We start from the raw sequence: 13,021 nt of genomic DNA, 5'->3' as shown, positions 1-13,021 counted from the left end.
CTTATTCAACGCTTGGGGCTATGACGTAGATGTCGAATGGGCCACCCACCACCCTGAAAGGTCGCTGCAAATCATCCTCCCCTTCAAATTCGAAGGATTCAGCCCTGATGCTTGTGGCAGTCATTTCGAGTTTCCGGATACGTCCGGATTTCGCATAGCCGCCATAGGTTGTGCCGCGCTTGTGAACAAGCGCCCGGTTCGCCTCACCCCCGATAACGACATCCCGCACGCCCTCCTGTAGTTCCAGATCGAAGTCAATGTAGACGTCCGCATCTTCGGCCTGCCCCTTGTACGCATACAACCACGCTGATTTTTCAGCGCTCCCGTAGTCCACGCCCTCGGAAACGAAATCCTCCTTTTGACCCGCAAGACTGATGACAGCCGTAACGTTGCCCTTGGCAGGCGTTTTTTTCATTTCTTGCACAGGTTTTTGCTCAACCGATGTGTCACTCATGGCCATGCTCCTTTTGAATAGGCATGGCGGAATCTAGAATGGATGTACCCTTTCCACTACTCGCAGTATTGCCAGGTCTGGCTTCTGGCATAGTTGCTCACCGGTTACCTGACCGCTGGGTTTTAGATAGGCTGTAGATATCCCTGCGCGCGAATGAGGCGATTACGCGATGCTGATCGGTGCCCTGCTGATCCTCACCTGGCTGGTGTTGTTGTTGCGTTACCCAGCCAAGGCTCTTCCCATCTCCCTGGCGGCCGTGTTTGGCCTGGGCCTGGTGGCCTTGTTCGTGGTCTGGCAAGACAGCCGCGAAAGCAGTCGATTGGCACGCCTGGACCTGCGCCTGACCTACGCCCCCGAACACTGTCCCGCCGACCGTGCCCTGCAGGTACGCATGAAGAACGGCAACGACGTGCCGCTGACCGAACTGCGCTGGCGCGTGGCAGCGTACGCACCGGGCGATACCGTAAACCTGGCCGAGAACACCTACAATGCACCGCGATACCGAGGGCCAGGTGAATTGCAGCCGGGGGCCGAGTGGCATGACTGCCTGCCATTGCCGCCGCTGCGTTCCGGCTATCGGCCGCAGACCCTGGAATTCCGGGCAGAGCACCTGCAAGGTACATTTGCCAATTGATGTGTTGCCTATGCCGGCCTCTTTGCGGGTCAACCCGCTCCTGCAGGGTGTAGGGGCAGGTTGACCCGCGAAGAGGCCGGCACAGGCAACAACCAATCCTCCATGACAACAGGCCCCTACCATGCCCACCGTCCTGATCACCGGTTGTTCCAGCGGCATCGGCCGCGCCCTGGCCGACGCCTTCCGCGATGCGGGCCACCATGTCTGGGCCACCGCCCGCAAGCCTGAGGATGTCGAGCAACTGAGTGCCGCCGGCTACACGGCCCGGCAGCTGGATGTAAACGACGGCGAGGCACTGGCCCGCCTGGCAGAGGAACTGCAAACCCTCGATATCCTGATCAACAACGCGGGTTACGGCGCCATGGGCCCACTGCTCGATGGTGGCGTCGACGCCCTGCGCCAGCAGTTCGAAACCAACGTCTTCGCCGTGGTCGGCGTTACCCGGGCGCTCTTCCCGCTGCTACGCCGCTCACGCGGCCTGGTGGTGAATATCGGCAGTGTATCGGGCGTGCTGGTCACGCCATTCGCCGGCGCGTACTGCGCCTCGAAGGCGGCTGTGCATGCCCTGAGCGATGCCTTGCGCCTGGAGTTGGCGCCGTTCGGTGTGCAGGTGATGGAAGTACAGCCGGGTGCAATTGCCTCGCAGTTCGCCAGCAATGCCCAGCGCCAGGCTGAGCAGGTGCTGGCGGTCGACTCGGCGTGGTGGCCTTTGCGTGAGCATGTGCAGGCGCGGGCGCGGGCATCGCAGGACAAGCCAACGTCGGCGGCGGTATTTGCCCAAGGCGTGCTGGCAGCAGTCGGCAAGTCGCCGGCGCCCGCAGTGGTACGTTTGGGGAATGGCAGTACAGCCTTGCCGCTGATGGCACGGTTGCTGCCGCGGCGGTTGCTGGACTGGGCGCTGCGCAAGCGCTTTGGCCTGCTGCGCCCACTCTGAGTGATCGCCTGCCTGTACCCGCGAAAGGGCCGGGCCTGCAGGCCAATTTTCACCCGCCGTTCACCGTTGCCGCCGCTACCGTATTCGCGGGTAAACCCGCTCCTACACAGATTGGTGGTGGACACATTTCGGTGGTTGGACACAGGCCGCCGTGTAGGAGCGGGTTCACCCGCGAAGAGGCCGGTGCAGCCTGCAAAGAATCAGGCCATGGAGCGCAGTGCCCCCCCTTCAAACTCTGTGCTTCCTCCCTAGCTGTGAGCATTCGGCAGTTGCTCGTCAAACGCCTGCCAGCCACCGCCCAGTGCCTTGTAAAGCCCCACCAGCGCCTGCGACACCGCCGCCGAGCTGTCGATCCATTGCTCCTCGCTGGCCAGCAGCGCGCCTTGCACCGTCAGCACATTGAGAAAGTCCACCGCCCCTTCCACATACTGGCGCTGGGCGGTTTCCAGGGCGATACGGTTTTGCCGCACGGCCTCGGCAAGGTGATCACGGCGCAACTGACTGGCGTTGTACAGGCGTAGCACATCGTCAATTTCATGCCAGGCCCCCAGCACCACCTTGCGATAGTTCAGCGCGGCTTCCTGCTGTTGCGCCTCGCGCAGCTCCAAGGTGCCCTTGAGCCGGCCGCCCTCGAAAATTGGCAGCGACATCTGTGGACCGAAGGCGAACCGGCGCGAATCCCAGCCACCGAAATCCGACAGCTGCATCGCCTGGAAACCGACACTGCCCGACAGGCGGATACTCGGGTAGAAATCCGCCTTGGCCACGCCAATACTGGCAGTGGCGGCATGCAGGCGGGCCTCGGCCTGGCGGATGTCCGGGCGGCGCTCGGCCAGTTCGGACGGCAAGCCGATGGCAAACTTCTGCTGCGGCGCAGGCAACTCGCCGCCTGGCAGCAATTCGGCCTGGAGGCTGCGCGGCGGCTCGGCAGCGAGCAGGCTGAGGGCATTGATCAGGTCATCACGCCGCGCTTCCAGGCTTGGCAGACGCGCTTCGATAGAAGCGACCTGGGCGCTGGCCTGGGCCACATCCAGACGCGTGGCAACGCCTTCGGCCTGGCGGTCCTGGGACAGCTTCAGGCTGTGCCGGGCGACCCTGAGGTTATCCTGCGTCACATCGAGGGTGTGCTGCACGGCACGCAGCTGGATGTAATTGCCGGCGGTTTCCGAAAGCAGTGCCAACAGCACACCGCGGCGGTCATTCTCGGCCACTTCGACCGTGGCATCGGCAGCCTCGACCTGACGCCGCACACGGCCCCACAGGTCCAGTTCCCAACCAGCCACCAGGTCGCCCTGCCAAAGGTTGAAGGCTTCTTTCCCGGCTTTGCCGGACGGATCGCTCAAGCCATCGGCGCTGTTACGAGCGCGGCTGTAACCGGCGTTCACGTCCACCGACGGTACTTCGTCGGCAGCCAAGGTACTGCGCAGGGCACGGCTTTGCAGCAGCCGCGCGCTGGCCATCTGCAGGTCGAGGTTGCGTTCGGCAACGCGCTGGATCAAAGCGCTCAGGCGGGCATCGTGGAACGTTTCCCACCAGCGCAGGTCAAGCGGTTCGGCCTGCGGCTGGCTGGCCGCCGCCTCGCCTTGCAGCGGCGCCCACTGCTGCGGGGCCTGGCTATCTGGGCGCAGGAAATCCGGGCCCAGGGTGCAACCGGTCAGCAGCACAGCCAGCAGCAAAGGGCTCAAGCGTAATCCCGGTTTCATCGCGCGCTTACCTCTTTGTCGTCCAGCTTGTCGCCACGCGTGTCGATGGTGGCTTCTACCGACATGCCCACACGCAGGCGGGTGAGCAGTGGCTGGCCATCATCGAGAACGATCTTGACCGGAATGCGTTGCACCACCTTGGTGAAGTTGCCGGTGGCGTTGTCTGGCTTGACCGCGGCGAAGGTTACGCCGGTAGCCGGGGCAATGCTTTGCACATGGCCTTGCAGGGTTTCGCCGGAGAAGGTGTCGACGCTGATGCGCACCGGCTGGCCCGGCTGTACGTGGGTCAGCTGGGTTTCCTGGAAGTTGCCGACCACATAAGCCTGCTGCAACGGCACCACCGACAACAGGCGGGCGCCCGGGTTGACGTAGGCCCCCACGCGCAGGGCGCGTTCGCCGACCATACCGTCCACCGGCGCTGTGATGCGGGTGTAGGACAGATCGAGCTGGGCCTTTTCCAGGCCTGCTTCGGCACGCTTGAGCTGGCCATCGGCGCTGGCCACTTGAGCCGTGAGGATGTCTACCTGCTTGCGCGCCGCCACCCGCGCAGCTTGAGCGTTGGCCAGGCGAGCACGGGCTTGATCGACAGCGCTGCGCGCCTGCTGTGCGTTCTGCACGGTACCCGCGCCCTGCTCGGCAAGGCGGCTGTAGCGGTTGACTTCATGGTCGGCGAACGCCGCTTCAGCCTGAGCCGCCTTCACTGCCGCTTCGGCCTGGGCAATCAGCGCGTCCTGGCGTTCAAGCGTGGCGCGGGCATCGGCGCTTTGTGCCTGGGCTACCAGCAACTGCGCCTGCGCAGCATCCAGCGCAGCCTGGTAGTCACGGGCGTCGATGGTCGCCAGCAACTGGCCAGCCGTGACCTGCTGATTGTCTTCCACCAGCACTTGCTTGATGAAACCGGCGACTTTGGGCGCGACCACGGTGTAGTCGGCGGTCACATAGGCGTCATTGGTACTCTGGCGGTGGTCACTGCCAAACATCCAGGGGCCGACGATGCCGGCCAGGACGGCCACGGCCAGCACCGAGCCGATGAAAAGGGTTTTGCGGTTGTTGGTCATTTCAATGGTTCTCGAAATCATCCAGGGCTCAAGCCACCGCACGCGGCGGATAGACCCGGGTAGGCACGAAAGGAATCAGGCAGATCAGGGCCACGGCGATACAGGCCAGCACCAGATAGAGGTCAGCCGAGGTCAATACCTGCGCCTGGTCGTGAATGCGCTTGGCCAGGCCGGCGGCGTTGCCGTCGACCAGCGGGGCGTTGCCCAGGCTGTCCACCAGGTGATTGGAATGGAAATGCCGGCGCAGGGTGCCAAGAACATCCAGCAGGCCACCGGCGATGACGGCGGCCAGGCCCTTGACGGTGTTGAACCAGCTGGAGGCGAACGGGCCCTCCTGCGGGGTCATGCCATTGGTGGACAGCATCAGCAACGGCAGCACTGCCATCGGTTGGCCGAACACCTGCAGCAGGTAGAACGGGTAGAAGTCGCCACGGATCCACTCGCTGGTCAGCAGGCTGCTGCCAACACAGGACACCGCCAGCATCGCCAGGCCAATGCCCAGCACCCAGCGGCAGTCCACTGCGCGGATGTTGCACAGTGCCGCCGTCAGCGGCAGGGCGATCAGTTGCGGCATGGCCACCAGCATCATCAACGGGCTGGTCTGCGCTGGGCGGTAGCCCTGGATCTGCGCAAGGTAGGCCGACGGGATGCTGCCCACACCCGAGAGCACGATCAGCACACCGGCCAGGGTCACCAAGGCGAAACTCAAGTTGCGCCGCTGCAACAAGCGCAACTGGAAAAACGGCAACGGCTCGGACCACTCGTTGTACATGAACAACACCAGCAACAGCAGGCCACCGCCCAGCAGCCAGCAGATTAGCGGCGAGTCGAACCAACCCCAGCGGTCGCCGAGCGACAGGCCCAGCACAGTGCAACTGATGGCGGGCAGGCCCAGCAGTACGCCCCGCCAGTCGAACTGTTTGAAACGCTCCAGGCGCAGCGGGTCCTGCGGCAGCCCCCAGCCTACGCAGACCATGGCCAGCAGCGAGGGCAGGATGATCTGCCAGAACGCCCATTGCCAGCCGACGTATTCGGTCCACAGCCCCGCCAGTGGCGTGCCGAGGTTGGGGCCAAAGGTGGCGGTCAGGGCGTAGCAGGCCAAGCCATAGACCTTGATACCTGGCGGCAAAAAGCGCAGGGCCACGCTCATCAACATCGGCGGCAACGCGCCAGCGGCAAAGCCCTGCAGTACACGCAGCAACATCAGGCTGTGCAGGTTGGGGGCGAACGGTTGCAGCAGGCCAAGCACGGCGAACAGACCAATAGCGCTCATGGTGAAGCGGCGCAGCGAGAAGGTCGTCGCCAGCCACGGTGCAAAGGCCATGGCCGAGACCGAAGCGGCGCTGTACACCGCCAGCAACCAGGCACCTTCGTCGGCACCGATGCCCAGGGCGCCGCGGATATCGGCCAGGGAAATCTTGGTTACCGACTCGTTGAGGCCGGCGCACAGCACAGCCAGCAATACACCGAACAACCCGACCACTACCTGCAGGCCGAACGCCGCCTGCACGGGCGCAGCCGGCGCGGGGGCGGCGGCAATGGCGGCAGACGGGGCGGACAGGGAACTCATGGGCAGACATCTCCGGCAACAAATTTGCGACTGGAGCAAGTCTAAAAAGGTCGAATGCTTACGAAAACTGACTTGTTGGCAGTTTTATATTGCGTCAAACGCAATCGGGCAACGGATGCGCACGTGCCATACGCCTCAAGGGTCCATCCTGCCGCACGCCTTCAACGTCTGCCGCAGCCAGCGATGGGCCGGGTCGTTATCGAACCGCGGGTGCCATGCCTGCATGACATTGACCTTTTCCAGTGGCACGGGGATCTCGAAGGACCTCAATGGCAGTTTCAGCCTGTTCACACTGTTCAGGATATTGGCGGGTATCGGCAAGATCAGGTCCGAGTCCGGCAGCGAAAACATCGCGGAGTGAAAACTCGTCGTGATCAGCGCTACCCGGCGCTCCACCTTGTAATTGGCCAGTGCCACGTCGATAGGCCCATTGGCACGGCCACGGCGTGACACGCTGATGTGCGGGTAGGCGGCGAAGCGCTCAGGGGTGATCTCGTCATCGAAAACCGGGTGCCCTTCACGCGCCAAGCCCACGAAGTAGGTGTTGAACAGGCTCTGAACCTTGATTTCGGGGCCCAGTTCAATGGCTGAACTGATGATCAAGTCGATTTGGCCATTGCGCAGCACCGCATCATCGTCGCCGCTGCCCTCCGGCACAAAACGCAGCACCGTATGCGGTGCCTGGGCCAGCATCATGCGCAACAACTGAGCGCCATACAGGGCGATGAACAGGTCATTGGTGCGGATGTTGAAGGCACGGTCCAGGTTCACCAGGTCGACATCGTCGCGACTGCGAAATACCTGCCCGGCCTGCTCCACCAGGCCATGCACCTGCTCGCGCAAGGCCAGCGCACGCGGCGTCGGCACCAGGCCACGGCCGGCCCGCACCAGGATCGGGTCACCCAGCGCTTCGCGGATACGCCCCAGGGTCCGGCTCATGGCGGCCGGGCTCAGGTTCATGCGTTGCGCCGCGCCAACCACGCTGCCCTCGTCGAGCAAGGCATCGAGGGCGACAAGCAGGTTCATGTCCGGAAGTTGCATGGCCGTTTTCCGTTACAGCTGTGGGAAATGTGATGGTATCAGGTTGATGGATTGCACCGGACGCAATGCGCTTGTGCGTGGTGGGCCATTTATTCAGGGAAAGGATTGGGTCAAGAATGATGCATGGCAGGTTCGGCCCTTTCGCGGGTAAACCCGCGCCTACGTTGGTCTACGCGAAGAGGCCGCCCCAGCCCCCCAAATACATCAAGGATCCCGCATGCCCAGCCCCGTCCTGATCGCCATCGACGCCTCCCCCGCATCTGCCGCCCTGCTTGCCCTCGCCCGCCGCTACTGCCGCCCGGGCGAGCACGAACTGCACGTGCTGCTGGCCATCGATTCGACCTTCGCGGTGCACGCGCAACCCGCGCCCTACACCGCCGAGGAACGGGAAGAATACCCCGCCGCCTGCGAAGAACAGCAGCATGCCGACCACGCCGTAGCCGAGGCCGTGCGCGAACTGCAGCAAGCCGGCTTCGCCAGCCAGGGCTGCATGGTGGCCGGGCTGCCAGTTGAAGCGATTGTCGCCAAGGCGCAGGCGCTGCGTTGCGAGCTGATCATCATGGGCCACCGTCACCTGTCGCGGCTGGGGCGGTTGCTCGACCCGTCGATCAGCGCGAAGGTGATTGATCGGGTCGAAGTGCCGGTGTTGGTGGGGGCGGCGAGTGCCTGAGTTGCGCGAGGTGTCGCCAAGCGGATCGGGCAGCGCGCGGGGTGCGCTCGATCGGCCTGGCGACGTATACCTCAAGGCGAACTCGGCTTCACCACCACCGTACAGGTCGTCCCCGCCGCCAGCAAAAACCCTTCCGGCACTTCATCGATGTGAATGCGCACCGGCACCCGCTGTGCCAGCCGCACCCAGTTGAAGGTCGGATTCACGTCGGCGATCAGCTCGCGGCTCTGTGGGTTGTCACGGTCGTAGATGCCGCGGGCAATGCTCTCCACATGCCCCTTGAGGCGCTCGCCGCTCATCATCTGCAATTCGGCCTGGTCCCCCACCTTCACATGCGGCAGCTTGGTCTCCTCGAAGAACCCGTAAACCCAGAACGAATTCTCGTCGACCACCGCCATCACTGCTTCGCCGGTACGCGCATAGTCGCCCTTGTGGATATTCAGGTTGGTCACGTAGCCGTCCACCGTGGCCACGATGTGGGTGCGCTTGAGGTTCAGTTCGGCAGCAGCCAGTTCGGCCAGGGCCTGCTGGTAGTCAGCCTGGGCGGAATTGGCGATGTTGCTGGCGTCGTCGCGGTTTTCCTTGGAGATCACCAGGTTGTCCATGTCGGCACGGCGCTTGGCATTGACCTTGCGCATTTCCCAGGTGGCCTTGCGCGAGGCGACCAGTGCCTTGGCCTGGTCGACGGCCAACTGGTAGTGCTCAGGGTCGATCTGGATCAGCAGGTCGCCCTTCTTCACCCGCTGGTTGTCCTTGACCGGTACATCCACCACGTAGCCGGGCACGTCGGCAGCGACGTTGATGATGTCGGCACGCACACGGCCATCACGGGTCCATGGCGTGGTCATGTAGTGCAGCCACAACTGGCGACCGATGGCCACGGCAGCGACCAGCACCAGCAGGGTGGCGATCAGGCTGAAGAACTTTTTCATCGAAGGATTCTCACCAGTAGACAGACAGCGCCATGGCGCCGAACAAGCAGACGAACAGGCTCAGGCGCAGCAGCGCCGGGTGCCAGAAGAAGCGGTAGCCATCATGGCTGGCAATGAACCGGTCCAGGCCCCAGGCCAGGCCCAGGGCAAACAGGAACATCAAGGTCATGGTGGGCATGTACACGCCATGGAAGGCGATCTCACGGGGCATGGTGCAATCCTTTCGCCGGTGCCAGTGGCGACTGTGGGTCCAGCAGGGAAGTACGGATGAAGTGCAGGTAGCTTTGCACGCGGCGCAACACCGAGGTGTCGAAGTGCCGGGCGAATGGCTCGTCGGTGGCCTGCACGCGTGCGATGGCGTGGTCCACTGCCACCAGTGCGCGCTCGTGGTTGCTGGCGCTGGGCTGCAGGAACAGCCGGGTCAGCGCACGGCCCATGACACGGATTGCCTGGCGCCAGGGCTGCGATTCGGCATAGGCCGGGTGCACCGGGGCGCGGGCTTGCTCCTTGCGCAGCTCGATGACGGCGTGGCCGATCTCCAGCACGGTGAACATCCAGCCCATCAGCTGGCTTTGCACCTGCGGCTTGCCGGCCGCCAGGCCATAGGCCTGGTGCAGCAGGTCGCGGGTGCGGCTTTCGAAGGCCGAGCCCAGGCCGCGCAGGCGGCCGCTGATGGCGAACAGCACCTGCTCGCGCAACGCCTGCTCCAGGCGGCTCCACAACCAGCGGCTGTTGGGCGGCAGGATGATCGCCCCGGCGGCGGCACAGACGAACATGCCGATCACCATGCCGATGTAGTCGTTGATGAAAGTGTACGGGTCATAAACGGTGAGGTTGTTCGGCACCGAACCAATCGCGAAGAACACCAGCAGGCCGATGCCGTAACCGGCGTAGGCAGGGCGCGACGAAAGAAACGCGCCCAGCACGAACACAGGCGCCAGCACCATGCACAGCAGCGGAAAACCGTCGATCCAGGGGAACACGAAGAAGGTTTCGAAGAAGCCGACAAAAGCGCCGATGGCCGTGCCGCAAGCCATCTGGAACGACATGCGCTTGGGGTTGGGCGACGCCGCCGAAAGGCATACGGTGACCGTGGCGATCAGGGTCATCATGGCGCCACTGGGCCAATCGCTGAGCAGCCAGTAACTGCCCAGCAGCAACAGCACTGCCGAGGCGCGCACACCGGCCGCCAGCGATACCAACCAGCTGGTCTGCGCCACGTAGGGCTCGTCCCACTGCTCGCGCTCGTGCTTGTGCGCGGCCAGCGAGGCATGGGTTTCGGCGTAGCTCAACATCTCGTCGACGAAGCGGTACAGCAGCTCGAACGCGGTGTGAAAATCGAGCAGGTCGGATTCGCTGGGGTCCGTTGCCAGGTACTCAGCCCGCAGCCCTCGCACCTGAGCCTGCAGGCCTTCCTTGTAGGCGGCCAGCTCCAGGGTCAGGCGCAGCGCATCGGCGTCAGTCAACGCCCGGCCCACATAGGGCTGCAGCAACTCCACAAGGGTGTTCAGGCCCGGTTCGATGGCACTGACGATCTGCAGCGGGCCACGGGCACGCAGGCGCTCCAGCAAGCGGTGCAAGGCATTGAAGCGGGTGGTGATGGCCATGAACTCGCTGTTCATGCGCACCAGCCGGCCACTGCGACGGCGCATGTGCGGGTCTTCGAAAGCGGTGACGTTGCGCAGGCTCTCAAGGCCCACGGCCTCTGCCACGAAGCGCACGTTGCTGCTCTCGAAGCGGTCCTTTTGACTGTCGCCACGCAGGGCCTCGACCACCACCCCGGCAAACACGCCAAAGCGCTGGTACAGGGCGTTGCGCATTGCGGCACTGGCCGACTGCGGCAGGATCGCGGCACTGACGAAGGTCGACACCAGAATACCCAGGGCGATTTCCAGCGCCCGCCATACCGCTGCCATGAACGCCTGGTCGGGGTGTTGCAGCACCGGCAGGCCGATCATCGCTGCGGTGTAGCCAGCCAGCACGAAACCATAGGCGCGGAAGGTGCGGTAGCGCATGGCACCGGCTGAGCACAGGCCCACCCACAGGGCCAGGCTGGGCAGAAACAGCTCGGTGTTCTGCGGGAAGATGGCGATCAGCGCCACCATCATCGCCGAGCCGGCCAGGGTGCCCAGCACCCGGTAGAAGCTCTTGGCGAACACATGCCCGCTTTGCGGCTGCATGACGATGAACACGGTGATCATGGCCGTGCGCGGTTGCGGCAGCTCCAGGCGCATGGCCAACCACAAGGTAATGAACGCGGCGGCCAGCACCTTGAAGATGTACACCCAGGTCACGCCGTCGGTGCGCGCCCAGGCAAAGAAGCCCCGGCGCCATTCCAGGCTTTGCAGCCAGCGCACGGGCAAACTGGAAGTGCTCATTCGGCGTTATCCGGCTTCTTGTCGAAAATGGCCAGGGTGGCCGGGGTCTTCGGCGCTGCCTGGCGTTCCTCTTTCGGCGCATCCTGACCGGCCTGCAGGCCACCACCCAGAGCGGTGACCAGCTCGGCATGGGCAATCAGGCGGGCGGCCTGCACCTGCTGCTGCACCTGCTGCTGGCGGAACAACAAAGTCTGCGCGTTGAGCACGTTCAGGTAGTCGGTAAGGCCGCGCTGGAACGCGACCATGGCGATGTCGTAGGTTTTCTGCGCGGCAGCAACCGATTCGGCGGCGAAGTGCGACTGTTCTTTCATCGACTCGCGGCGGATCAACTGGTCGGAGATGTTCTTCAGTGCACCAACCACGGTCTGGTTGTAGCGGGCCACCGCCACGTCATACCCCGCCGAGGCCACGCCCAGTTCTGAGCGCAGGCGCCCACCGTCAAAGATCGGCAAGCTGATGGCCGGGCCGACGTTGTAGTTGAACTTGCGCCCGGTCAGGAATTCCAGCGGGCCACCGCCGGTGGCCATGAAGCCCAGGCTGCCGACCAGGTCGACGTTGGGGAAGAAGCCGGCGTGAGCGACGTCGATGCCACGCGCCTGGGCAGCCACCTGCCAGCGGCTGGCAACCACATCAGGCCGCTGGCCAACCAGTTCGGCGGGCAGGTTCGAAGGCAGTTTCAGCGGCGCGGCCAAGGCCAGGACCGGGCGCTGCAACTGCGCGCCTTCCCCCGGCCCCTTGCCGGCCAGTGCGGCCAGCTGGTTGCGGGTCAGGGCAATTTCTTCGTCGAGGCTGTCGAGCTGGCGGTGGGTTTCCGGCAGCGGCGCTTCGGCCTGGCTGACTTCGAAATGGGTGCCGATACCGGCATCCAGGCGACGCTTGGCCAGGGCCAGGATCTGCTCCTGCTGTTCCAGTTCGGCCTTGACGATATCGCGCTGGGCAAAATGCAGGCTCAGCTGGATGTAGGCACGCACCACATTGTTCTGCAGTTCCAGCTGCGCCTGACGGGCTTCGGCCACGCTCATGTGCGCCTGGTCCACGGCCTGCTCGCTGGCATTGCGCTCGCGCCCCCACAGGTCAAGGGCGTAGCTGAAACCGATGGCGGCGTTGTTGTCCCAGGTGTTGGCACCCGACAACGCGCCGGGGCCATAAAACTGGTCTTCAGGCCAGTTGTGGCGCTTGAGCGTTGCCTGGCCGTTGGCCTGGAGCTTTTCCGCCGACTCGACCACACCGGCCATGGCCTTGGCTTCGCGCACCCGCGCCGCGGCCATGGCCAGGCTTGGGCTATCGGCCACGGCCAGGGTAACCCAGCGGTCCAGCTGTGGGTCACCATAGGCGTGCCACCACTGCTGGTCGGGCCAGTGAGCGTCGGTCGCGGCTTCGCGAATGGCCGCGTCGGTGGTCAAGGTATTGGCTTGCAGCGTCTTGCTTTGCGGGGCAATGCCCCAGGTTCCGATACAGCCGCTCAAGGTGAGGGCAAGGGCACAGGCACTGAACGCCTTGAGCGTTCTGATGATGCGACGCGGCACAGCTGCGATTTCCCGAGGAAGAGGTGAAGAGGCCGGGCAATTCTAGGGGGCAGCAGCACTGGCGATAAGCACAGATTCCTGCGAATCTTTGTTACCAAAACAGCGATAATCCGCCTTTGGT

The 13,021-nt window shown here is 64.1% G+C and carries 12 protein-coding genes; 3 read left to right on the top strand and 9 right to left on the bottom strand.

Annotated features, from left to right (window positions below; genetic code table 11):
• Nucleotide 1 precedes the first annotated feature (1 nt).
• Nucleotides 2–454 carry a hypothetical protein gene (locus tag I8746_RS15670; RefSeq protein WP_088513320.1) on the bottom strand — a complete coding sequence of 151 codons (453 nt, stop codon included), beginning with the start codon at nucleotides 452–454 and terminating at the stop codon, nucleotides 2–4.
• Nucleotides 455–623: 169 nt separating this feature from the next.
• Between I8746_RS15670 and I8746_RS15665 the strand changes: the two genes are divergently transcribed.
• Both I8746_RS15665 and I8746_RS15660 read left to right on the top strand, forming a co-directional pair.
• Complete coding sequence (locus tag I8746_RS15665; protein WP_004577148.1) at nucleotides 624–1,088, top strand: hypothetical protein; 465 nt, start codon at nucleotides 624–626, stop codon at nucleotides 1,086–1,088.
• 121 nt (nucleotides 1,089–1,209) lie between these two features.
• Nucleotides 1,210–2,022: an SDR family oxidoreductase gene (locus I8746_RS15660; RefSeq protein WP_003251736.1), complete on the top strand. Its 813-nt coding sequence runs from the start codon at nucleotides 1,210–1,212 to the stop codon at nucleotides 2,020–2,022.
• A 248-nt stretch (nucleotides 2,023–2,270) separates the two neighbouring features.
• On the opposite strand, the gene I8746_RS15655 is transcribed toward I8746_RS15660, so the two are convergent.
• From I8746_RS15655 to I8746_RS15640, 4 genes are all read right to left on the bottom strand, one after another.
• The gene (locus I8746_RS15655; RefSeq protein WP_221100815.1) at nucleotides 2,271–3,725 is read right to left on the bottom strand and encodes an efflux transporter outer membrane subunit; all 1,455 of its coding nucleotides are present in this window, start codon (nucleotides 3,723–3,725) and stop codon (nucleotides 2,271–2,273) included.
• Entirely contained in the window at nucleotides 3,722–4,783 is a 1,062-nt protein-coding gene (locus I8746_RS15650; RefSeq protein WP_221100814.1) for an HlyD family secretion protein, read from the bottom strand. Before I8746_RS15650 ends, I8746_RS15655 begins: the two co-directional genes overlap by 4 nt.
• A 28-nt stretch (nucleotides 4,784–4,811) precedes the next feature.
• Complete coding sequence (locus I8746_RS15645) at nucleotides 4,812–6,353, bottom strand: MFS transporter (protein ID WP_003251730.1); 1,542 nt, start codon at nucleotides 6,351–6,353, stop codon at nucleotides 4,812–4,814.
• Nucleotides 6,354–6,488: 135 nt separating this feature from the next.
• On the bottom strand, nucleotides 6,489–7,394 hold the full coding sequence (locus I8746_RS15640) for a LysR family transcriptional regulator (RefSeq protein WP_003251728.1): 906 nt from the start codon (nucleotides 7,392–7,394) through the stop codon (nucleotides 6,489–6,491).
• Nucleotides 7,395–7,611: 217 nt separating this feature from the next.
• Between I8746_RS15640 and I8746_RS15635 the strand changes: the two genes are divergently transcribed.
• Nucleotides 7,612–8,064, top strand: a complete 453-nt coding sequence (locus tag I8746_RS15635; protein WP_221100813.1) for a universal stress protein — start codon at nucleotides 7,612–7,614, stop codon at nucleotides 8,062–8,064.
• 71 nt (nucleotides 8,065–8,135) lie between these two features.
• On the opposite strand, the gene I8746_RS15630 is transcribed toward I8746_RS15635, so the two are convergent.
• The 4 genes from I8746_RS15630 to I8746_RS15615 are packed head-to-tail and all read right to left on the bottom strand — an operon-like array spanning nucleotide 8,136 to nucleotide 12,900.
• Nucleotides 8,136–8,996, bottom strand: a complete 861-nt coding sequence (locus I8746_RS15630) for an HlyD family secretion protein (protein WP_012053682.1) — start codon at nucleotides 8,994–8,996, stop codon at nucleotides 8,136–8,138.
• Between the two features lie 10 nt (nucleotides 8,997–9,006).
• Nucleotides 9,007–9,207, bottom strand: a complete 201-nt coding sequence (locus I8746_RS15625; protein WP_003251718.1) for a DUF1656 domain-containing protein — start codon at nucleotides 9,205–9,207, stop codon at nucleotides 9,007–9,009.
• Complete coding sequence (locus tag I8746_RS15620; protein ID WP_003251716.1) at nucleotides 9,197–11,374, bottom strand: FUSC family protein; 2,178 nt, start codon at nucleotides 11,372–11,374, stop codon at nucleotides 9,197–9,199. Before I8746_RS15620 ends, I8746_RS15625 begins: the two co-directional genes overlap by 11 nt.
• On the bottom strand, nucleotides 11,371–12,900 hold the full coding sequence (locus I8746_RS15615) for an efflux transporter outer membrane subunit (protein WP_088513315.1): 1,530 nt from the start codon (nucleotides 12,898–12,900) through the stop codon (nucleotides 11,371–11,373). The genes I8746_RS15620 and I8746_RS15615 overlap by 4 nt, the downstream gene beginning before the upstream one ends.
• Between the last annotated feature and the right edge of the window lie 121 nt (nucleotides 12,901–13,021).

The sequence above is a fragment of the Pseudomonas sp. USTB-Z genome (assembly GCF_019691255.1).
GTDB lineage: Bacteria > Pseudomonadota > Gammaproteobacteria > Pseudomonadales > Pseudomonadaceae > Aquipseudomonas > Aquipseudomonas alloputida.
The sequence above is the reverse complement of the archived record's forward strand: the minus strand, read 5'-3'. Positions and strand labels throughout refer to the sequence as shown.